Source organism: Acidovorax sp. GW821-FHT09B03 (assembly GCF_059418305.1).
The window spans coordinates 19,729-40,268 of the sequence record NZ_JBWKPP010000018.1 but is presented as its reverse complement, the minus strand read 5'-3'; the positions used below and the strand labels follow the sequence as shown (position 1 = coordinate 40,268).

General features: G+C 67.7%; 23 protein-coding genes. 6 read left to right on the top strand and 17 right to left on the bottom strand.

The genetic code is table 11. The features are described from left to right. The first annotated feature begins 38 nt into the window (after positions 1-38). Positions 39-1,595 (top strand): indoleacetamide hydrolase, encoded by a 1,557-nt coding sequence (iaaH, locus tag AC07PA_RS25620; protein ID WP_494610180.1) that lies wholly within the window; start codon positions 39-41, stop codon positions 1,593-1,595. Here iaaH and AC07PA_RS25615 read toward each other — a convergent pair. Continuing rightward, the gene (locus tag AC07PA_RS25615; protein WP_494610179.1) at positions 1,592-2,536 is read right to left on the bottom strand and encodes a LysR family transcriptional regulator; all 945 of its coding nucleotides are present in this window, start codon (positions 2,534-2,536) and stop codon (positions 1,592-1,594) included. The genes iaaH and AC07PA_RS25615 overlap by 4 nt on opposite strands. Before the next feature lie 99 nt (positions 2,537-2,635). Here AC07PA_RS25615 and AC07PA_RS25610 point away from each other — a divergent pair, with 99 nt between their 5' ends. After that, entirely contained in the window at positions 2,636-3,319 is a 684-nt protein-coding gene (locus AC07PA_RS25610; RefSeq protein ID WP_494610178.1) for a glutathione S-transferase family protein, read from the top strand. Positions 3,320-3,371: 52 nt separating this feature from the next. Then, a complete protein-coding gene (locus AC07PA_RS25605; protein ID WP_494610177.1) occupies positions 3,372-4,370 on the top strand; it encodes an MBL fold metallo-hydrolase in 999 nt (332 codons plus the stop codon). A gap of 568 nt (positions 4,371-4,938) precedes the next feature. Here the strand turns inward: AC07PA_RS25605 and AC07PA_RS25600 are convergent. The 10 genes from AC07PA_RS25600 to AC07PA_RS25555 all read right to left on the bottom strand — a co-directional run bounded on the left by AC07PA_RS25600 (position 4,939) and on the right by AC07PA_RS25555 (position 14,080). Further along, complete coding sequence (locus AC07PA_RS25600; protein WP_494610176.1) at positions 4,939-5,709, bottom strand: helix-turn-helix transcriptional regulator; 771 nt, start codon at positions 5,707-5,709, stop codon at positions 4,939-4,941. Positions 5,710-5,850: 141 nt separating this feature from the next. Continuing rightward, a complete protein-coding gene (locus AC07PA_RS25595; RefSeq protein ID WP_145696181.1) occupies positions 5,851-6,144 on the bottom strand; it encodes a hypothetical protein in 294 nt (97 codons plus the stop codon). A 35-nt stretch (positions 6,145-6,179) separates the two neighbouring features. Continuing rightward, positions 6,180-6,464, bottom strand: coding sequence for a FixH family protein (locus AC07PA_RS25590; RefSeq protein WP_145696180.1), 285 nt, complete (start codon positions 6,462-6,464; stop codon positions 6,180-6,182). A gap of 45 nt (positions 6,465-6,509) precedes the next feature. Continuing rightward, complete coding sequence (gene ccoG / locus AC07PA_RS25585) at positions 6,510-7,970, bottom strand: cytochrome c oxidase accessory protein CcoG (protein ID WP_145696179.1); 1,461 nt, start codon at positions 7,968-7,970, stop codon at positions 6,510-6,512. A gap of 111 nt (positions 7,971-8,081) precedes the next feature. Further along, the gene (gene ccoP / locus AC07PA_RS25580) at positions 8,082-9,002 is read right to left on the bottom strand and encodes a cytochrome-c oxidase, cbb3-type subunit III (RefSeq protein WP_108016516.1); all 921 of its coding nucleotides are present in this window, start codon (positions 9,000-9,002) and stop codon (positions 8,082-8,084) included. A gap of 50 nt (positions 9,003-9,052) precedes the next feature. Further along, positions 9,053-9,190, bottom strand: a complete 138-nt coding sequence (locus AC07PA_RS25575) for a cbb3-type cytochrome oxidase subunit 3 (protein ID WP_184864295.1) — start codon at positions 9,188-9,190, stop codon at positions 9,053-9,055. 139 nt (positions 9,191-9,329) lie between these two features. After that, on the bottom strand, positions 9,330-9,968 hold the full coding sequence (gene ccoO, locus AC07PA_RS25570) for a cytochrome-c oxidase, cbb3-type subunit II (protein WP_494610175.1): 639 nt from the start codon (positions 9,966-9,968) through the stop codon (positions 9,330-9,332). A 28-nt stretch (positions 9,969-9,996) separates the two neighbouring features. Continuing rightward, entirely contained in the window at positions 9,997-11,439 is a 1,443-nt protein-coding gene (ccoN, locus tag AC07PA_RS25565; protein ID WP_494610174.1) for a cytochrome-c oxidase, cbb3-type subunit I, read from the bottom strand. A 62-nt stretch (positions 11,440-11,501) separates the two neighbouring features. Then, entirely contained in the window at positions 11,502-11,639 is a 138-nt protein-coding gene (gene ccoS, locus AC07PA_RS25560) for a cbb3-type cytochrome oxidase assembly protein CcoS (RefSeq protein ID WP_007860012.1), read from the bottom strand. Continuing rightward, complete coding sequence (locus AC07PA_RS25555; RefSeq protein WP_494610173.1) at positions 11,639-14,080, bottom strand: heavy metal translocating P-type ATPase; 2,442 nt, start codon at positions 14,078-14,080, stop codon at positions 11,639-11,641. Before AC07PA_RS25555 ends, ccoS begins: the two co-directional genes overlap by 1 nt. Positions 14,081-14,179: 99 nt before the next feature. Between AC07PA_RS25555 and AC07PA_RS25550 the strand changes: the two genes are divergently transcribed. Next, positions 14,180-14,626 (top strand): universal stress protein, encoded by a 447-nt coding sequence (locus AC07PA_RS25550; protein ID WP_007860018.1) that lies wholly within the window; start codon positions 14,180-14,182, stop codon positions 14,624-14,626. 820 nt (positions 14,627-15,446) lie between these two features. On the opposite strand, the gene AC07PA_RS25545 is transcribed toward AC07PA_RS25550, so the two are convergent. Both AC07PA_RS25545 and AC07PA_RS25540 read right to left on the bottom strand, forming a co-directional pair. Continuing rightward, complete coding sequence (locus AC07PA_RS25545) at positions 15,447-15,917, bottom strand: hypothetical protein (protein WP_494610298.1); 471 nt, start codon at positions 15,915-15,917, stop codon at positions 15,447-15,449. A 109-nt stretch (positions 15,918-16,026) separates the two neighbouring features. Then, entirely contained in the window at positions 16,027-16,200 is a 174-nt protein-coding gene (locus tag AC07PA_RS25540) for a hypothetical protein (protein WP_494610297.1), read from the bottom strand. Positions 16,201-16,451: 251 nt separating this feature from the next. Between AC07PA_RS25540 and AC07PA_RS25535 the strand changes: the two genes are divergently transcribed. After that, on the top strand, positions 16,452-16,775 hold the full coding sequence (locus tag AC07PA_RS25535; protein ID WP_494610296.1) for a hypothetical protein: 324 nt from the start codon (positions 16,452-16,454) through the stop codon (positions 16,773-16,775). Positions 16,776-17,168: 393 nt separating this feature from the next. Here the strand turns inward: AC07PA_RS25535 and AC07PA_RS25530 are convergent, their stop codons facing one another. Both AC07PA_RS25530 and AC07PA_RS25525 read right to left on the bottom strand, forming a co-directional pair. Further along, positions 17,169-18,122 carry a hypothetical protein gene (locus AC07PA_RS25530; RefSeq protein WP_494610295.1) on the bottom strand — a complete coding sequence of 318 codons (954 nt, stop codon included), beginning with the start codon at positions 18,120-18,122 and terminating at the stop codon, positions 17,169-17,171. 148 nt (positions 18,123-18,270) lie between these two features. After that, positions 18,271-18,486: a hypothetical protein gene (locus AC07PA_RS25525; RefSeq protein ID WP_007859280.1), complete on the bottom strand. Its 216-nt coding sequence runs from the start codon at positions 18,484-18,486 to the stop codon at positions 18,271-18,273. 560 nt (positions 18,487-19,046) lie between these two features. On the opposite strand from AC07PA_RS25525, the gene AC07PA_RS25520 reads away from it, so the two are divergent. Continuing rightward, positions 19,047-19,259 (top strand): hypothetical protein, encoded by a 213-nt coding sequence (locus tag AC07PA_RS25520; protein ID WP_145698164.1) that lies wholly within the window; start codon positions 19,047-19,049, stop codon positions 19,257-19,259. A 47-nt stretch (positions 19,260-19,306) separates the two neighbouring features. Here AC07PA_RS25520 and AC07PA_RS25515 read toward each other — a convergent pair whose 3' ends face one another. After that, on the bottom strand, positions 19,307-19,765 hold the full coding sequence (locus AC07PA_RS25515; RefSeq protein WP_494610294.1) for a DUF6713 family protein: 459 nt from the start codon (positions 19,763-19,765) through the stop codon (positions 19,307-19,309). 27 nt (positions 19,766-19,792) lie between these two features. Beyond that, positions 19,793-20,467 carry a hypothetical protein gene (locus AC07PA_RS25510; RefSeq protein WP_494610293.1) on the bottom strand — a complete coding sequence of 225 codons (675 nt, stop codon included), beginning with the start codon at positions 20,465-20,467 and terminating at the stop codon, positions 19,793-19,795. Positions 20,468-20,540: the final 73 nt, after the last annotated feature.

Here is a 20,540-nt window from a genome sequence, read left to right as displayed (position 1 = left end):
CTGAAGGCTCCATGTCATCGACCTTCAGGAGCGCCTTCATGAGCCACCCCTCGCCCGAGCCCCGCCGCCAATTTCTGCAACACGCTGGTGCGCTGGCCGGCACCCTCAGCGCCCCGGTCTGGCTGGCCGCGTGCGCAAGCACGGCCTCCACGCCGTCGGACCCCACCCAGCTGACCTCTGCCCAGGCCATTGCGCAGATCAAGGGCGGCCAGATCAAGGCCGTGGACTATGTGGCCGCGCTGGTGGCGCGTGCCAGGGCGCTTCAGTCGCTCAACGCCCTCATCACGCTCGACGAAGCCGGCGCCCTGGCCGCCGCGCGGCGCATCGACGCGGCACGCGCCTCGGGCGCCGCGCTCGGCCCGCTGGCGGGCCTGGTGATCGTGGTCAAGGACAACATCAACACGGCCGACCTGCCCACCACCGGTGGCACGCCTGCGCTGCAGGGCTTCAAGCCACCGCGCACGGCGCCCTCGCTGCAAAAGCTCATCGACGCGGGTGTGATCGTGCTGGGCAAGGCCAACCTGCACGAGCTGGCCTTCGGCATCACCAGCACCAACTTCGCGCCGTTTGCGGGGCCGGTGGGCAACCCCTATGACCCGGCGCGCATCCCCGGCGGCTCGTCGGGCGGCACGGCGGCGGCCATTGCCGCGCGCATGGTGGCGGCCGGCCTGGGCACGGACACGGGCGGCTCCACCCGCGTGCCGGCCGCCCTGTGCGGCATCGTGGGGCTGCGCCCCTCGGTGGGCAATGGCGGGACCGAGCGCCGCTACCACGACCCGCTGGCCGTGGTGCCCATCAGCCACACGCGCGACACCGTGGGCCCCATGGGCCGCACCGTGGCCGACGTGGCCTTGCTCGACGCGGTGATCACCGGCGATGCCAGCCTGCCGGCCCTGCCGCTGGCGCGCGTGCGCCTAGGCCTGCCGCGGCCGCTGTGGGCGGGGCTCGATGCATCGCTGGCCACGGTGGTGAACGCTGCGCTGGACAAGCTGCGCGCGGCCGGCGCCACGCTGGTGGAGGTGGACATGGCGCAGCTGCTGCCGCTCAACGAGAAGATGTCGTTCCAGATCGCGCTGCACGAGCCCGTGGCCGATCTGCCCGCCTACCTGGCGGCCAACAATGCGCCTGTGAAAACGGTGGCCGAGGTCGCGGCCCAGGTCGCCAGTCCCGATGTGCAGGGCGCCTTCGGTGCGATCAAGGCCGATGCCTTCGGCCCGAACTACCCCGAGGCCATGGCCGTGCACCGGCCGCAGTTGCAGGCGCTGTATGCCAGCACCTTTGCGCAGGGCCGCCTCGATGCCCTGCTGTTCCCCACCACGCCGCTGCCCGCCGTGCCCATGGACAAGGCCAAGGGCTCGTCCACCGTCAAGGTCAATGGCGGGGCGGATGCGGACACGTTCGCCACCTTCATCCGCAACACCGACCCCGGCAGCAATGCCGGCATCCCGGGCCTGTCGGTGCCCGCAGGCCTGACCAGCGCGGGCCTGCCCGTGGGGCTGGAGCTCGACGGCCCGGTGGGCAGCGACCGCCGGTTGCTGGCCATTGGCCTGGAGATCGAGAAGCTGCTAGGCAGCCTGCCGGCGCCCAGGATCTAGTCCTGCGCTGGCGAGAGGACCGCTGCTTCGCCCGCCTGCTCCGCCACTGCGCTGACGAACAGAGCGCGCAGCCAACGGTGGCCGGCATCCTCCTGCGCGCGGGCATGCCAGGCCATGGCCAGGTTGAAGGGCGGTATCTCGAACGGTGCGGGCAGGATTTCGAGGATCTGCGCGTAACGGCGCAGCAGGTGGCTGGGCAGGGTGGCCACGCAATCGGTGTGCGTGAGCACCAGGGCCACCTGGTTGTAGCTGGGCACGGTGACGACCACACGCCGGCTGCGCGACAGGGCCGCCAGCAGCTCGTCGATCTGGCTGTGCGGGTGGCCCACCTGCGAGACCAGCACATGCGACAGGCCGCAGTACTCGTCGAGCGTGGCGGCCACCTTGCCGCGCGGGTGGCCGATGCGCTGCGCCATCTCGAAGCGGTCGCCCATCAGGTAGCGCGACTTGAGCGGGCCGGGCACCTTGCCCACATCGCCCAGGTACAGGTCGACCTCGCCACGCTCCATGCGCTCCACCAGCCCGGAGTCGGCCGCGGGCACGAAGCTCACGCGCAGATCGGGATTGCCGATGCCCACGATGCGGCCCAGCGCCGCCAGGCCGAGGATGCTGAACACGCTGTCGTTGGCAGCGATCACGAAGGCGCGGCGCGCGCTGCCAGGGTCGAAGCTTTCGCCCAGCTCCACCGCCCCGCGCAGCTGGTTGAGCGCCTCGCTGAGCCGGGGTTTCAACTCCAGTGCGCGGTGCGTGGGCACCATGCCGCGGCCGTTCTCGGCGGGCACGAGCAGCGGGTCTTCGAACAGGTCACGCAGCTTGGCCAACTGGCCCGACAAGCTGGGCTGGCTGATGTTCAGGCGCCGCGCTGCGCGCGTGACGTTGAGCTCATCGAGCAGCGCATCGAGCGAGATCAACAGCGGCAGATCGGAACGCCGGATATCCATGGTGCCTATACCTCCTATCGGCAATTCCGACTCACGCTGCAGTGCCTGTGCGGCCTATCGTTGCGCCCTCACTTCACCGCACTCTTCGCGAGCTTTCAGATGATCCAATTTTATTACCACCCCACCCCCAACCCGCGCAAGGTCGCGCTGCTGCTGGAGGAACTGGGCCTGCCCTACCAGATGGTGCCCATCGATACATCGAAGGGCGAGCAGCACACCGCCGCCTACCGCGCCATCAACCCCAACGGCAAGGTGCCGGCCCTGGTCGATGGCGACGCGGTGGTCTTCGACAGCGCGGCCATCCTGCTGCACCTGGCCGAGAAGGCCGGGCAATTTCTGGGCGCACCCGGCGCAGCGGGCCGCGCCGACATGCTCTCGTGGCTGATGCTGGCCGCCACGGGCCTGGGCCCCTTCACCGGCCAGGCCGTGCACTTCACCCACTACGCACCCGAGCCCAAAGAGTATGCGCTGCACCGCTACCTCTTCGAGGCCGAGCGCCACTGGGCCCTGTTCGACGCACGGCTGGCCACACGCCGCTACGTACTGGGCGATGAGCACTACAGCATCGTCGACATGTCGCTCTGGGGCTGGTGTGGCGGCCTGGCCTACCTGATGGGTGATGCGGCGTGGGCGAAGTTCCCGAACGTCAAGCGCCACTTCGACGAACTCAATGCCCGCCCCGCGGCCATCGCAGCCAGCGCGCTGGCCAGCAAGCACGCCTTCAAGGCCGAGCTCGATGCCGATGCCAAGGCACAGCTGTTTCCGCATGGCCGTGTGGCCTGAGACCGCAGCCGTTCACCACCGATCCGCCCACCCACTTCATTCCCTTCAAGACATGACATCGACACGCCGCTCCCTCCTCTCCCTGGCCGTCGCCGCATCGCTGTTCGGCCCCGTTCTGGCCCTCGCCCAGGCCGCTGCGCCTGCAGCCCCGGCCAGCGTTCCCCCCGCCACCCAACAGGCCGGCTTCTACCGCTTCAGTGTGGGCGGCGTGCAGGTGGTGGCCCTGTCCGATGGCACGGTGCCACAGGACCTGCACACCCTGCTGCACATGAAGCCCGCACAGACCGACCAGTTGCTCCAACGCGGCTTTGTCGCCAACCCGGTGGAGGCCTCGATCAACGCCTACCTGGTCTACGCGGGTGACCGGCTGGCGCTGGTCGACACCGGTGCGGGCGCCTTCTTCGGCCCGGGTGCGGGCAGCCAGTTGGTGGCCAGCCTCAAGGCCGTGGGCGTGGAGCCCGCGCAGATCAACGACGTGCTGATCACCCACATCCACACCGACCACAGCGGCGGGCTGGTCGATGCACGGGGCGAGCGCGTGTTCCCCAACGCCACCATCCACGTGGGCAAGGCCGATCTGGACTTCTTTCTCGCACCCGGCAACCAGCAAGGCGTGCGCGGCTACGACAAGGCCTACTTCCAGCAAGGCACCACCGCCCTCGGGCCCTACGTGAAGTCAGGCCAGGTGCGCCCCTTCACCGGCGCGGTGGAGATCGTGCCCGGCATCCGCTCGCGCCCCACCCCGGGCCACACGCCCGGCCACGCCTTCTTCGTGCTGCAAGGCAAGGGCGGCGAAGCACTGGAGTTCATCGGCGACATCCTGCATGTGCAATCGGTGCAGATGCCCCGGCCGGATGTGACCATCGTCTACGACGTGGTGCCCCACGACGCCAAGGCGCAACGCAAGCAGCAGTTCGCGCGGCTGGCCAAGGAGCGGCGCATGGTGGCTGCGGCGCATATTCCGTACCCCGGGGTAGGCTACCTGCGCGATGAGGGCAAGGGGAAGTACGCGTTCGTGCCGGTGGACTACCGGTATCGGGCAGGGGAGTAAAAAAAGGCGATGTCGCAGGGATTGAGTGCTGTGCTCGCGCTGGCAAGGCTTGCGGAGAAAGCCCCCCGTTAGAGGGATACCACAGACCTTGGTCATGGCTCTAACATGGCACTTTGCAAACAGCGGGTGGGACATGACAACCTACTCGCTCCAATGGGGTGTCCATGTCCAATTTTCGTTGGGGCTTAATCATCGCGTTGGCCCCTATTGCCGTTCCATTTGTCCTGTGGCCCCTATGGTGGCTGGCCGGCTGTGAACCATCAGCGCATGCGGTGAACTGCAAGAACGCAATGTGGTATGGCCCCATCGCCATGGCCATACTCAGCATTCCGTGGCTTGCTTTTCTATCGATACCGGCCGGATTCATCGTAATGATGTTCGGCCCTATCCCGTCTGGGGCGCAAGCACTCCACGACCCGTCCGCAATGCCACGCCAGGAAGCGGCACGTGACAAAGAGAAGGACACTGCTGATTAACCTTCCACAGCCAATTCCGCCGATGGGTCGGCGGCCGGGGTAATGCGCAAGGTCTCGAAGGGCGAGAAACGCAGGACTTGGCCAGAGTCGCTTCAGTGCGGCCGCCCCGCCCCCAACAGGCGCCGCACCAACTCCGTCCGGTTATGCACCCCGAACCGCTCGAACAGCGCATCCACATGCGTGCGGACCGTCGAGTAGCCAATACCCAGCTCGGCCGCGATCTTCTTGTCGGGCCAGCCGGCGCACAGGGCCTGGGCGATTTCGCGGGCGCGGCCGTTGAGGCCTTGCCAGGGGTCGGGTGAAGCGGGTGCAGGTGCAACCCGCGCCGCTTCCACCGGCCGCTCGCGCAGCCGCCGCAGCGCGCCGGTAAACGCCGGCTGCACCAGGCGAAGCAAATCCAGCGTGTCGCGGTCGAACGGCCCGCGCTGGCGGCTGCGCCAGATGCGCAGGTCACCGAGGTTGCGCTCGCCGTCCCAGGCAAACAGGTTCACGCCGTGGTGCAGTCCGTCGCGGGCCAGGAAGTCGTTGAAGAACTCGGTCTTCATGAGTTCCTGCTGGGGCAGGATCTGCGTGACCAGGGTCGGCTCGCGGCGCTGGCGCAGCTGGTGGGTAATGGGGTCGCGGTACTGGTAGTAGGTTTCGTAGGCCTGCAGGTTGGCGTCGTCCATGTGGATGGAGGCGCGGTCGCCAAAGCGCTGGGCGGCACCGTCCCAGGCGTAGGAGGCGAAATGGTCGGCCTGCAGCAGGTCCAGCAGGTCCTGGCCCACGGCCAGCCGCAGCGGGGCACTGGCGGGCAAGTCGGCAGCCTCCAGCCTGCCCATCAGGCGGGACAGTTTCTCGACACGGGCGTGGCTCAGGTACATGGCAGGCGAAAGAGGTGCAAGGCGCGGGCACAGCAATGGTGCCGGCCTGCACGCTACTGTAGGGACATCACCGCCCGCATTCAAGAGCCGTGCCAGCCCGTGCCCTCCCGGTTTTCCCTGCCCTGCCCGATTACTGGGTGTTCAGGGCTGTTGATGTCGGGCACAGTCCGCTGGCCGCTCGGTCACCGGCACCGGGCAGCGGTTGACCTCGAACGGCGACATGGCCAGCAGTGTGGTGAGCGCGCTCGATGCCATCGTGACCAGCCAGAATGCAAAGAAGGCGACGGTGTAGACACCCTCGCGGGACAAGGCCAGGGGTTGGTCGCCGAACCAGTGCATGTCCTGCGGGTCCACGAAGGCGAAGACCAGCATCTCCAGCACACCCGCCATCAGAAAGGCGGGCCAGGCAATCCACATCAAGCGCTGCAGTCTCATGGGTTTGTCTCCTTCACTTGGATGCTTTGACGCAGTCAGCGCGGTTTGTCCTGCTCGGGTGTGGCCGCATGGTTGCGGGCCTTCATGGCGGGGGCCAGGCTGCTGGGGTTGTCCTCGAGCGTCTTGTTGATCTCGATGCCCTGGCGGTAGTAGTCCTCGGCCACCACGGGGTCGGGGCGGGCGATGGCCAGCCACAAGGTGGCAAAGCCCGCGACGACGACGATGGCCGGGCCGGAGATGACCAGCCAGACATGGCCGAACTTCCACCAGGGGGCGGACGGGACGGCCACGGACGATGCGGCGACGGAGGGGGATGGCATGTGATGGCTCCTGAAAAAATGGGGTCGTCGGGCTGGAAGGCCCGGTCAGCGTGGCACCAGGAACACCGACTTCTCGGTGACATGGCCCCCGCCGCCCAGGGCCTCGATCTCGAACTGCACGGGGTGCGATCCGGGCGGGGCCGCGCCATAGGGGATCTGCAGGCGAACCGCGACCCAGCGCGACTCGGCGGCGCCAATGTCGACTTCGGCCTCAGACGCCACCTGCAGCCCATCGAGCCCGTGGGCACCGATGCGGTAGCGCTGGCCGGCCTCGGTGGCGTTCATGATCTGCAGGCGGTAGATGTTCTCCAGCTGGCCGCCCGCGACGATGCGCGAGAGCGCGGCGCGGTCGCGCACCACATCGACCTTGAAGGCGGTGCGCAGGGCCAGGCTGGCCGTGAGACCCACGCACAGCGCGAGCAAAATCGCGCTGTAGATGAGCACGCGGGGCCGCAGCACGCGCCGCAGCATCTGCGCGCCGCTCCAGCGGGCCGCCACGGCGTTCTCGGTGGCATAGCGGATGAGGCCGCGCGGGTAGTGCATCTTGTCCATCACGGTGTTGCAGGCGTCCACGCACAGGCCGCAGCCGATGCATTCGTACTGCAGGCCGTTGCGGATGTCGATGCCCACCGGGCAGACCTGCACGCACAGGGTGCAGTCGATGCAGTCGCCCAGGCCCTTGGCCTTGTAGTCCACGGTCTTGTTGCGCGGGCCCCTGGGTTCGCCACGCCCCAGGTCGTAGCTGACGATCAGGGTGTCCTTGTCGAACATGGCGCTCTGGAACCGTGCATACGGGCACATGTACTTGCACACCTGCTCGCGCATGTAGCCCGCGTTGCCATAGGTGGCAAAGCCGTAGAACAGCACCCAGAAGATCTGCCAGCTGCCCTGCAGCGCCAGCAGCTCGCCGCCCAGCGCGCGGATGGGCACGAAGTAGCCCACGAAGGTGAAGCCCGTCCACAGCGCGACGCTGATCCACAGGAACTGCTTGAGCGCCTTCTTGCGGATCTTCTCCCAGGTCCAGGCTCCGGCGTCCAGCCGCAGGCGTGCGCTGCGCTCGCCCTCCACCTTGTGCTCGATCCACATGAACATCTCGGTGTACACCGTCTGCGGGCAGGCAAAGCCGCACCACAGGCGCCCCGCCACTGCAGTGAACAGGAACAGCGACATCGCGCTGACGATGAGCAGGCCGGTGAGGTAAATGAAATCCTGCGGGTACAGCACGAACCCGAACAGATAAAAGCGCCGCGCTCCCAGGTCGAACAGCACCATCTGCCGCTCGCCCCACTGCAGCCAGGGCACGGCATAGAACACCAGTTGGGTGAGGGCCACCATGGCCCAGCGCCAGCGCGCGAAGGTGCCGCTGATGGAGCGCGGGTAGATCTTCTTTTGCGCTTCGTACAGCGACACCACTTCGGCCGCTGCATCGGTGGTGCCACCGCCGGGGGCTGCGGCTACCGGGGTGATGGGAATGACCTTGCGGGCAGGCCCGCTGGGTGGCTTCATGGCAGTTCTCGAAAGTTCTGGCCTTCGGCAATGCCGGTTCGGGGCATTGCGGTGGGCCTGGTGCGCCCCTGCCCCTGCCGTGGAGGCGGGGCCAGGAGCGCCGGGTTCAGCTCATCGCGCGGCGGCTGCAGCGCCGTTGCTGGAAAGGCTCCACACGTACGAGGCCAGCACATTGATCTGAGCCTCGGTCAGCTTCTCGGCCTGGGCCGGCATCTGGTTGGTCTTGCCGTTGTTTATCATGGCGGTGATGGCGGCCTCGCCCCAGCCATGCAGCCACACGTCGTCGGTGAGGTTGGGGGCGCCCAGGGCCTGGTTGCCCTTGCCGTCCATGCCATGGCAGGCGGCGCAGGCACTGAACTTGGACTTGCCCAGCGATGCGCGCAGCGAGTCGTGCGGGCTCTTCGAAAGACTCAGCACGTAGTGCGAGAGATTGCGCACGTCTTCCGGCGAGCCCACGGCCGCCGCCATCGGCGGCATCACGCCGGTGCGGCCCTGCGCGATGGTCTCGCGGATCTTGTCGGGTGTGCCGCCGTGCAGCCAGTCGCCGTCGGCCAGGTTGGGAAAGCCCTTGCTGCCGCGTGCATCCGAGCCGTGGCACTGCGCGCAGTTGTTCATGAACAGGCGTTCGCCGATGGCATGGGCCTGCGGGTCGCGCGCCATGTCCTCGGGCTTCATGTCGGCAAAGCGGGCGTACAGGGGCGCCAGCTCTGCCTTGGCCTTGTCCATCTCGGCCTGGTACTCGCCCAGCTGGGTCCAGCCGAGCTTGCCGGCGAAGGTGCCCAGGCCCGGGTAGGCAGCCAGGTAGGCCAGGCCGAAGACGATGGTGATCACGAACATCCACACCCACCAGCGCGGCAGGGGGTTGTTCATCTCGACCAGGTCTTCGTCCCAGACGTGGCCCGTGGTGTTGTCGCTGGTGGCCATGACCTTCTTGCGGCCGGCCATCCACAGCAGCAGGCCGCAGGCGACGATGCCGCCCAGGGTCACGGCGGTCACGAAGACCGACCAGAAATTGCTGGTGAAGTCACTCATGGGGTGCTCTCTTGTTCATATGGTTGTCGTTGTTCTTGAGGCGGGCACGGTCACTCGTGCTCGAAGGGCACGCGGCCCGCTTCGTCGAAGCGATCCTTGTTGCTGCCCAGGTAGGCCCAGACCCAGATGCCGATGAAGCAAACCAGCGAGGCCAGCGTGGCAACGATGCGCATGGTGGTGATGTCCATTGCTATCTCCCAAAATGTGGTGTTACTTAGAGCGGGGAAAAAACTCAGCGAAGCGGTTCTGGCTAGGCGCTGCGTCGCAGGCAGTACGAGTAGTACGACAAGACGCAGCAACGACGCCAGAAGAGTTTTTTAGCCGCTCTTACTTGAGCGCGCGGCCCATGACCTGCAGGTAGGCAACCAGGGCATCCATCTCGGTCTTGCCCTTGAGCTCGGCAGCCGCGTCGGCGATCTGCGCGTCGGTGTAGGGCACGCCCACGGTGCGCAGCGCCTTCATGCGGGGTGCGGCCACGGCGGGGTCGACGGCCGTCTTCTCCAGCCAGGGGTAGGCGGGCATGTTCGACTCGGGCACCACGTCGCGCGCGTTGGTCAGGTGGATGCGGTGCCACTCGTCGCTGTACTTGCCGCCCACGCGGTGCAGGTCGGGGCCGGTGCGCTTGCTGCCCCACTGGAAGGGGTGGTCGTAGACGAACTCGCCGGCCACCGAGTAGTGGCCGTAGCGCAGCGTCTCGGCGCGGAAGGGGCGGATCATCTGCGAGTGGCAGTTGTAGCAGCCCTCGCGGATGTAGATATCGCGCCCGATGAGCTGCGTGGCGGTATAGGGCTCCACGCCCTTGACGGCCTCGGTGGTGGACTTCTGGAAGAACAGCGGCACGATCTCCACCAGGCCGCCAATGGCGATCACCAGCAGGATCAGCACGATCATCAGGAAGTTGTTGGTCTCCACCTTCTCGTGGCTGAAACCGGTGGTGGTGGTCGCGGGGGTCTTGTTGTCAGACATGATTGAAAAAGCTCTCCGTACGTGCTGCTCAGGCGTGGGCAGCGTGCACTGCGGGGATGGCGACCTTGGCCGAGCGGCCGGCGATGGCGGTGGCCCACACGTTCCAGGCCATGACCAGCATGCCGCCCAGGTACAGCAGGCCGCCCAGCAGGCGCACCACGTAGAAGGGGTAAGTGGCCTTGACGCTCTCGACGAAGGTGTAGGTGAGCGTGCCGTCGGGGTTGATGGCGCGCCACATCAGGCCCTGCATGACGCCGGCGATCCACATCGCGGCGATGTACAGGACGATGCCCACGGTGGCCATCCAGAAGTGCAGCTCGATGGCCGGCACGGAATGCATCTTCTCGCGGCCGAACAGGCGGGGGATCAGGTAGTACAGCGAGCCCATGGAGATCAGGCCCACCCAGCCCAGGGCACCCGAGTGCACGTGGCCCACGGTCCAGTCGGTGTAATGGCTCAGGGCGTTGACGGTCTTGATGGACATCATCGGGCCCTCGAAGGTGGACATGCCGTAGAACGACAACGACACGATCAGAAAGCGCAGGATGGGGTCGTCACGCAGCTTGTGCCAGGCGCCCGACAGCGTCATCACGCCGTTGATCATGCCGCCCCAGCTGGGGGCCAAGAGGATCAGCGAGAACACCATGCCCACCGATTGCGTCCAGTCGGGCAGCGCGGTGTAGTGCAGGTGGTGCGGGCCGGCCCACATGTAGGTGAAGATCAGCGCCCAGAAATGCACGATGGACAGGCGGTAGCTGTACACCGGGCGGCCGGCCTGCTTGGGGATGAAGTAGTACATCATCCCCAGGAAGCCCGCGGTCAGGAAGAAGCCCACCGCGTTGTGGCCGTACCACCACTGCACCATCGCGTCCTGCACGCCGGCGTAGGCCGAGTAGCTCTTCATCCAGCCGGCGGGCACCGCTGCACTGTTGACCAGGTGCAGGATGGCGACGGCCAGGATGAAGGCGCCGAAGAACCAGTTGGCCACGTAGATGTGGCGCACCTTGCGCATGCCCACGGTGCCGAAGAACACGATGGCGTAGGACACCCAGACCAGCGTGATCAAGATGTCGATCGGCCATTCGAGCTCGGCGTACTCCTTGCCCGAGGTGTAGCCCAGCGGCAGGCTGATGGCCGCCGCCACGATGACGAGCTGCCAGCCCCAGAAGGTGAAGGCCGCCAGCGGCCCCGCGAACAGCCGCACCTGGCAGGTGCGCTGCACCACGTAGTAGCTGGTGGCGAACAGCGCGCAGCCGCCAAAGGCGAAGATGACGGCATTGGTGTGCAGCGGCCGCAGGCGGCCGTAGCTGAGCCAGGGAATGCCGAGGTTGAGTTCAGGCCAGGCGAGCTGGGCGGCGATGATGACGCCCACCAGCATGCCCACCCCCCCCCATACCACTGCCATGATAGAAAACTGCCGCACGACGGTGTCGTTGTAGTGCGCTGCAGCTGTGTTGTGAGTTGAATCCATCGGGCACCTCTTTGTGTTGCAATGAGTTTCTTGCAGCACGGCCCGGCGGGTATTGACGCATGTCAATCGTTGCGGAGAATGCGCTCGCCTTCCTGCTCCACGCTCTCGAACTGGCCGCGGTACACGGCCCACCACAGGCCTGCCAGGATCAGCAGGACCAGCACCACGGACAGGGGGATCAGCAGGTACAGGATGTCCATCACACGGTCTCCAGCGTGGCCTGGGCAAGGGCTGGTGGCTGAGCGGGCACGGCCCGCTGTTCGCCGACCAGGCGGGCCAGGCGCGAGGCATTGAGCACCACCAGCAGCGAGCTCAAGGCCATGCCCAGCCCCGCCAGCCAGGCCGGCATGTGGCCCAGTACCGCCAGCGGCACACACAGTGCGTTGTAGGCAGCCGCCCACCACAGGTTCTGGCGCACCACGCGCAGCGTCTTGCGCGCCAGCAGCAGCGCCTGCAGCACCAGCTGCAGGCTGCCGCCCAGCACCACGAAGTCAGCGCGCGAGCGCGCCAACGGCACGGCGCTGCCGAAAGCGAAGGACACGTTGGCACCCGCGAGCACGGGCCCATCGTTGAGCCCATCACCCACCATGGCCACATGGTGCCCTTCGGACTGCAGCATCTGCAGCGCGGCCAGCTTGCCGCCCGGCGTGCAATCGCCCCGGGCCTGTTCGATGCCGGCCTGCAAGGCCACGCGCCGCACCGATGCCATGCGGTCGCCCGAGAGCATGTGCACGGCAACGCCTTCGCGCTGCAGTGCCTGTACCACGCTACGGGCCTCGGGCCGCAGGTCCTCGGCCAGGGTGAAGCGGGCCAGCTCCACGCTGGCGCCGTTCTCGCCCGTCTCTTCGGACAGCACCACCTGCAGGGCCGCGCTGTCGTCGGCGCCCTGCCCCGCATCCACACCGGCATGGCGCGCCGATCCCAGGCGCAGGCGGCGCGGTGCAAGCACGCCGCTGGCATCCAGCATGCGGGCGGTCAGGCCCTGGCCAGCCTGCTCCACCACGTCCGTGGCGATCCACCGCGGCTGCACGCTGCCATCCGCCGCCGCGCACAGCGCGCGCGATGCCGGGTGCATGGACTGGCGCGCCAGCGCGGCGGCCAGCGCCAGCGCGTCGCTGTGCGGCAGGCCCGCGATGGTGTGCACCCGCTGCAGCGCCATGCCGTCGCGCGTGAGCGTACCGGTCTTGTCGAAGACGATAGTGTCCACCGCGGCCAGGGCTTCGAGCCCCTGCAGGTTGCGCACCAGCAGGCCATGGCGCGCCAGGGTGCCCGCGGCCGTGAGCATGGCCACCGGTGTGGCCAGCGACAGCGCGCACGGGCAGGTGACGATGAGCACCGCCACCGCCACCATGAGCGCATGGCCCGGACTGCTGGGCCACCAGTATGCTGCTGCCACCACGGCGGCCAGCAGCACGGCCATGAGAAAGGGGCGTGCCACGCGGTCGGCCAGTTGCGCCAGGCGGGGCTTTTGCAGCGAAGCGCTTTCCATCAGCGCCACGATCTGCGCAAAGCGCGTGGCACTGCCCGTACCTTCCACACGCACCTGCACCGCCGCCTGCAGGTTGTAGCTGCCGGCCACCACCGTGCTGCCCAGCGGGCGCGCCACGGGCGTGGATTCGCCGGTGAGCAGGGCCTCGTCGGCCTGCGTGCTGCCTTCTGTGATGCAGCCATCGGCCGGAAAGGCCTCGCCGGGCAAGACGCGGATCACATCGCCCACCGCCAGGCTGCGCGTGGCCACGCGGGTGAAGGTGCAGCCATCGGCACCGCGCCGCTCCACGCTGTCGGGCAGGCGGTTCATCACCGCCTCCAGCGCGCCGGCCGTGCTGTCGCGCAGGCGCAGCTCCAGCCAGCGGCCGGTGAGCAAAAAGAAGACGAACATGGTGAGCGAGTCGAAGTACACCTCCTTGCCGAAGAGGCCCGCCGGGTCGAAGGTGCCCGCCGTGCTCACGGCAAAGGTGATGGCCATGCCCAGCGCCACGGGCAGGTCCATGCCCACGCGGCGCAGCCGCACATCGCGCAGCGCACTCGCGAAGAACGGCCCACAGGCAAAGCACACCACCGGCAGCGTGATGACCCACGAGGCCCAGCGCAGCAGCGTCTCCATCTCCTGCGACAGGTCGCCCGGCTGCGCCACGTAGGCGGGCCATGCGTACATCATCACCTGCATCATGCAAAAGCCGGCCACCAGCCAGCGCCACAGCGCGCGCCGGCTCTCCTGCTGGCGCGCCGTGCGCGCAAACGCGTCCACCGCTGGCAGCGCCTGGTAGCCGGCCCGGGCCACAGCCGCCATCCAGCCCGAGGGCCGCACCTGCGTGGGCTGCCACACGATGCGCGCGCGGTGGGTGGTGGCACTCACATCGGCCTGCAGCACGCCGCGCACGCTGCGCAACGCCTCTTCGATGGTGAGGGCGCAGGCCGCGCAGTGCATGCCCGAGAGCACCACATGCGACTCCCAGGCCGGCGCATCCTGCGGGACTGCGCCCGGGGGCCATTCGACCGGTGCGCCACCTGCGGCGCAAGGACGGCCGAACGACGCCCACTCCTGCGGGTCGTCGAGCAGCGCGGCATGGGGGTCCTGCCGCTGCTGCCGGGGGGCCCCCGGCACGTCTGGCTCTGCGGAGATGGGGGCGGCATTTGACATGGCTCAAGCCTATCGCCGCAGCAGGGTTGGCGGGTTGACCTGGATCAAGGCAAGGAACATCATGGTCCGTACGCTTGCGGTATCTACAAGGAGACCACCATGTACTACCAACGCATCCTGATCGCCACCGACGGCTCCACCCTGTCCGAGAAGGCCGTGGACCATGGCTTGGCACTGGCGGAGCTGTCCGGCGCCACCGCCGTCGCCCTCAAGGTGGTGCCGCGTTACCCACGCAGCTATTTCGAGGGCGGCATGCCCGTGGAGCTGGCCGATGTGAAACGCATCGAACAGCAATGGAACGACGCCGCCCAGGCCCTGGTCGATGCCGTCAAGGCACGCGGCAGCGCGCGCGGCATCACGGTGAAGGCCGTGGTGAGCAAGTCAGACCTGGTGGCCGAGGCCATCATCGCTGCGGCGAAGAAGCACAAGGCGGATTTGATCGTGATGGCGTCGCATGGGCGCAAGGGAGTGAAGCGAATGTTGATGGGGAGTGAGACGCAGCATGTGCTGACCCATTCGCACATTCCGGTGTTGGTGTTGAGGTAGCTCTTGGCGTCTTGTGCGGTGCTTGTGGCAAGTGGTGGCTGCATGCTTTGATGGAGGGCGGGAGCCGGGGTGTGCGCCCGGCGGCGCACCTACCTTCTTTTGCTTCGCCAAAAGAACGTAGGCCAAGAAAAGGCGACCCCGCTGCCCGTGTCCCCCTCGCCTGGGGCGAGGGGGCAGCCTGCGATGCTCCAAGCTGGGGTGCGCCTCGGAACTCGCTGCGTTCTTCGAACTCCGCTCAGACATCTGCGGCGAGTCAGATGACGAAGCGCGTGTGTCCTTCGGCACACGCGCCACCCCAGCTCCTGCGCTTCTCGGCACGGTCAGAAGGGGGTGGACACCAACACGGGCCATTGCTTCGCTCGGCCTGGTGGTCCTTCGCTGCGCTCGGCTCGCCAGGGCGATCGCGCCCACGCGTCGGCAGCGCGCAGCGCGAACCGACACCCGGCGCAGCTGCGAAGCAGCAGTCGTGTTTGACCCCGCTCCCCACCCCTTCTGGCTGCGCCGAGAAGCGCAGGAGCTGGGGTGGGCGTGTGTGCCGAAGGACACACACGCTTCGTCATCTAGCTTGCCGATGCTGTCTGAGCGGAGCTCACCCGCAGGGGGAACGCAGCGAGTTCATCGGCACCACCCCAGCTCCAAGCATCGCAGGCTGCCCCCGTTCGCCCGACAGGGCGAGCGGGGGACGCAGACTGGGGGTCGCCTTCTCTTTGGTGACTTTCTCTTGGCGACGCAAGAGAAAGTTACTGCGCCGCCGGGCGCACATCCCGGCCTCCGCCCTCAACAAAGGCAAGGCGCTCAAAAAACCGCATTCACCCAAAAATCACTCACTCACGAAACTCAGCTCCTGCCGCAAGCCCAGCGGCACAGGTCCAGATCCCTCGTCATCCATCGGCGGCGGCGGCACGGCATTCGCCAGCTGGCGCGGAGCCAGGCACATCTGCAGGTACAGGTGGTCGCGCAGCACCGCCCGGCCGGGCCCGTGCAGCACCGCCGGGGGCCTTTCGTCCCCGGGCTCGAAGACCACGTCGATCTCGACCTTGGCGCCCCGGGGCGGGTTCAGAAACTCCTGCGCGGCGGCGATGGCCTCGATCCAGACGAAGGCGCCGGCGATCTCGGCCGTGGCGAAGGCCGAGGAGGGCAGGTTCAGGCCGGAGTGGACCAGGGAGTAGTCGTGCCAGGCCATGTAAGGGTGCACGTGCGCGGCCACGCAGATCTCGAGCGCGGCCTGCTCGGCCATGGCGGCCTTGTCTGCGCTGTCGGCGTCCTCGGGGTAGGCAAGCACTAATCGCATGGGGTGCTCCGGGTCATCGAAACATCGTAGCGTTCCCTCCTGGGGGAGCGCAATCAAACAATTGCACAACAACACCGGGCCGGGGCCTTGCCTCCCTTGCCTTGCTTTCCTACACCGGCTCCGGCGTGGGGTGCGGCCCCACGGGTTCGGGCGGCAAGGGGTTGCCGGGCCGGGGCTCGGGCACGGGGTCCACCGGCCCCATGGGGTGGGTGGCACTGGACAGCCACTGCCGCAGCAGCATCAGCATCTGCAGGGGCGGCAGCGCGGGAAAGGAGATCGGCATGGTGGTGGCTTTCGGGGAGGGGCTGGAAAGACAGGACTCAACGGGGCGGCAGGGCGTGGTGGCAGGCAAGTTACCGCGATGGTCGCGCGAAAGGGGCGCGTGCGCTGTCAGACAGGCCCGCATGGCGTTGCCGGACCGGAGAACAGCGGGGCCATGCGCAGTGCAGCACAGGCTGCCGTTTCTTTTTGTGTAATACGTTGCGAATTGCATTGCGTGGCCCCACAATGGCTCGCGTCACCAGGGAGCCCTTGATGCCGATGGAGTTCATGCTCGAGCTGTCGCAAGTCGAACTGCCCCGAACGGTGGATGACGCCCGGAGCATCGACTGCCTGCGCGTGCTGGCTGCGGCGAACCTGGTGCAGGCAGTGCTGCCCGAGGTGGGGGGCACGCTGCAAAGCGCCCAGGTGCTGGCCATCACGGCCGAAGGGCGCGCGGCGCTGCGCAAGGCCTACCCGGAGCGGGATTTCCACTTTCTGCCGACATCGCTGTTTCCGCGCTGGCTGTCCACGCCGCAGGCGCGCGGCGGGCCGCCTCGGCAGCACGATGCCACCGACAGCGGGTTCGGACCGCTGTGAGCGGTGCCGGGGCGCTCCAGGCACGGTGAATGGCTCCGCACAGGGGCCATTTTTTCGTCGGCGAAGGCGGCAGCAGGTGCCAACGCCCGGCAATCAACAAAGCAACAAGGAAAAGAAGAACCCGGGCCTGCCCACGGCATGGTCGAAAAGGGGGCTGATGCCCTGGCCCCGCGTGGCACTTGGCTGCTGTGCGCTGGATGGAGGGTTCCGAGCGCGGCGCGCCTTGATTGGCACGGCGGGGTAGGGTGGTGCCTTGCATGGGTCGCCAGGCCTGTCGATGCGTGAGGCCTCCGGCGCCGCTGCTGCTGCAATGCCACCGTGCATTCCCTGGTCGACGGTGCGGTGGACAGGCCCGGGTTGCAAACCGCCGACGCCTGTCTGTCTACCCGGTGATCAGTCCTTGGTCTTGCCCGAGGGCGCCGTGCTGCCTGCGCCGGGTGTGCCCGCATTGTTGCTGCTGCCCGGCTGGTTCTTGCCACTGGCCGACGTGGTCTGGTCGGACTGGTTGGAGCCGCGCAGGCCTTCGTTGCGGCTGCGTGTGCTGCGCCAGGTGTTGAACTCGTCGGAGAACTTCTGGTAGCGCTCGGTGCGCCACGACTCGTAGTCTTCGTCGAGCAGGCGCAACTGCTCCTGGCGCCAGGCGGCGTAGTCGGGGTCGTGGCGTTGCTGGCTGCGGTACTGCTGCGGGTAGGCGTTGCTCTGGTAGCGGTCGTCGTTGCCATAGCCTGCAGGCCCATAGCCCTCCTGCCGGTGATCCCACCGCGATGGGGGGCCGCCATCGGGCCGGCCGTCGTAGCCGTAACCGTAGCTGCGGCCCTGGCGGCTGCCATATGCATGCGCGCCGCCGCCCTGCTGGTCACGGTCGTAGGCGCCATAGCCCTCGCGGGCCCAGCCTTCGGGGCGGGTCAGGCGGGAACGCTCGTCCGGCCCGTAGTAGCCACCGCCATGCTGCTGTTGCTGGCGGTGGCGTTGTTCCGACCCGTAGGGGTCGTAGCCGCCGATGTCGGGGGCGCGTGCGCCGTAGCCGTATCCGGTGTCGTGTTCGCTGCGGTAGCTGCCCTGGCCCTGCGCGTAGCGGTCACGGCCTTCCCAGCTGCGCGGGCCCGGGTAACCTGATGGGCCATCGCGGCGGCTGCCGGGGGCTGGTTCGTTGCTGCGGCCCGCGCGCAAGGCGTCTGCGGGGATGGAATGGCTGGTGCGCAGGTCTTCGTCGCGGTCCAGGTCGGGGTGGTCGTAGCCTGCGCGGTAGGGGCGTTGCGATGCATGCTGCAGCGCATCGGGGTGGTCGTTGTCGCGGTTCATGCCGTGGCGCGAAAAGCCACTGTCGTCACTGTCTCGGTATCCCATTGTCTTGCTCCTTGGGGAGTGCAGGGTGGGGCGGGCGGCGGGTGCCGCAGCGGTGCTCGGGAACTGCGGCCCGCACGCCGCTGCGCACCGGGAGGGCGTGATGGCGCCCCTCCTGTGCTGGACTGGTGCGGGCCGCAGAAACTGGGCTTTAGTGTTGGGTCTTTGGGGGCCGCTGGTTCGACGACTCACCCTGCTGGCGGCTGGCCTCGTTGCTCTGCTGGCCTGGCTGGCCCTGCTGGCGGCTGCCCGAACTGCCGGTGCTTTGCTCCTGCTGGCGTTCGCCCGCAGGTTTGCGCTGCAGGCTATTGTTGTTGTCGTCCTGGTTCGGGTGGTTGCTGCTGCCTTGAGGGTTGTTCTTTGGCATACACGTTCTCCTGTTGAGGTGAAAACATTGCACACGACGACCGTGTGTGGGTCCATTCTTGGGCGCCACGGGGCGCTGCCCTGTAGGTCTTGTCCTATGCGCCGGTCGGAAAAACACCCACCCCGGTAAGCAGATGCACAGGCTGTTTCCAGGGGGTGCGCCGGCATGCGAAATGTAAGCAGGCGCAAGGGTTTGCAGCATGCTGCGGGCCGCGAAACGGGCGCAAAAAGCTTGGGGTTCCGTCCTACATGCGTGGCCACCGGCGGCCCACTACGATGGCTGCGCCGTGAGGGGTGCTGTGGACCCCGGATCGGCGTCTCTCCCTCGTGACCATCGCGAGTTGGGCCCGCCGCCGAGCGGGCCCTTTTTTGGGCGGGGCGCCTGTTACCAATGGCTTACTCTTCGCGCAGGCATTGTTGGACACCCGGCCAGCCGGGTGTTGCTACCATGGGGCCATCTGGGCATCGCTCAGAGCAGAAGATCCAGGGACCCAGCCCCTTATGCCAATGTCGTCAGCCGTCTTCAGATTCACGCGCGATGGGCGCGAATCGCACAGCACCATGATCAGCGCGACCACGGACGCGATGAGCGTCGTGCTCGTCTGGCAGGCCCTGGGCGCAGGGCGCAAGCACGAGGTGCTGGACGACAGCGGCGAGGAGTTCCTGGTGGTGCGCCTGAACTACCCGACCGAGCAGGCCGCCCAGGCCATGGACGACCTGGAGGAGCAGTGCGACACCCATGGGGTGCTGCGCGAGGAAGTCGCGGGGCACTAGCGGAACGTGCGGCCATGTTGCGGCCAGGACAACCGGGTGCGCCCGGGCTAGCCCGCCATGTGCGCGGCAGCGAACTCCGGCCGTGCACGCCAGGTCAGCACCCCATGCGCCACGGCCGCCACGAAGGTGGCGCCGATCAGTGCGATGGAGACCGGCAGGTGGAACTGGTCGAACCCGGCCAGCGCAAACCCCGCGTGGATGGGCAGCACCGACGCGCACAGCGCCGCAATGGCCAGGGAGCAACGCCAGCCCGCAGGCCTGCGCTGGATCACCGGAATGAACAGGGCCAGCACCAGCACGAACACCAGCACGTTGAACGCGTTGAACAGCTGTATGCCGCCGGGCAGGCCGAACATCTCCCACTCATGCCAGTAGGCCGCGTCGCCCTGGTGGGCAAAGACCAGGGCGATGTCGAGAACGGCGATGCGGTTGAGGGTGATCATCAGCAGGGGGTGGGGTGAGAAGCCGCAGGGCAGGCCTTGCACGGTGGCAAGGGTGGCCTGCATTCTCACGCATCGGCCGTGGTACCGCTCCTATTGCCGCCACGCAAAGGGCAGGGTCCGCAGTTCATGCTCGTTCCATGCCGACACGGTGCCCGTGATCTCGCGCCCGGCGGGGGTTTCCCTGGCCTGGATCAGGCTCAGGTGGTACTGGTAGCCATCGCCGTTGGCGGCGCGGGCTTCGCGGATGGCGCGCGCCGCCGCATCGGTGTGCTGCAGCGCGGTGCCCATGGCGGCCAGCAGCAGCGCGATGCCCACGCCCATGGCGATGGGCCAGCGTGTGTTGCGCACCTTGAGGCCGGCTGCGGCGATGGCCGCCCGCACCGGGGGCGCGCCCAGTTCGCGTGCCAGCCACGCCATCAGCGCCACGGTGAAGACCATCAGCACGCCTCCGAGTGCGGCCAGCCCGGCATGGGCTTTGACCATGGCCAGCGTGAGCCCCGGAGGCTGCAGCAGCGGCGAGACCAGCACCACGGCGGCCAGCAGCGCCAGCATCGACATCGCCATGCGCCGCACGATGGAAGCTGCGCGCAGGCTGCCGCGCAACAGGAAGATGCCACCGGCAACCGAGAAGATGTTGAAGCTCGACACATACGGCACGTCAAACGCCAGGCAGATGAGCCAGGCGGCGATGTCGATGCCACCCACGATGAGCAGGGCCAGGCCGGTGCGGCGCAGGTGGGGGCGGTAGGGGGCGTCTGTGGGCATGGGGCTGCCCGCAATATATCGCCTGTGCGCCACCTCCCAGCCAGGAAATGAGGGGCGCAGGCTATATTGCCAT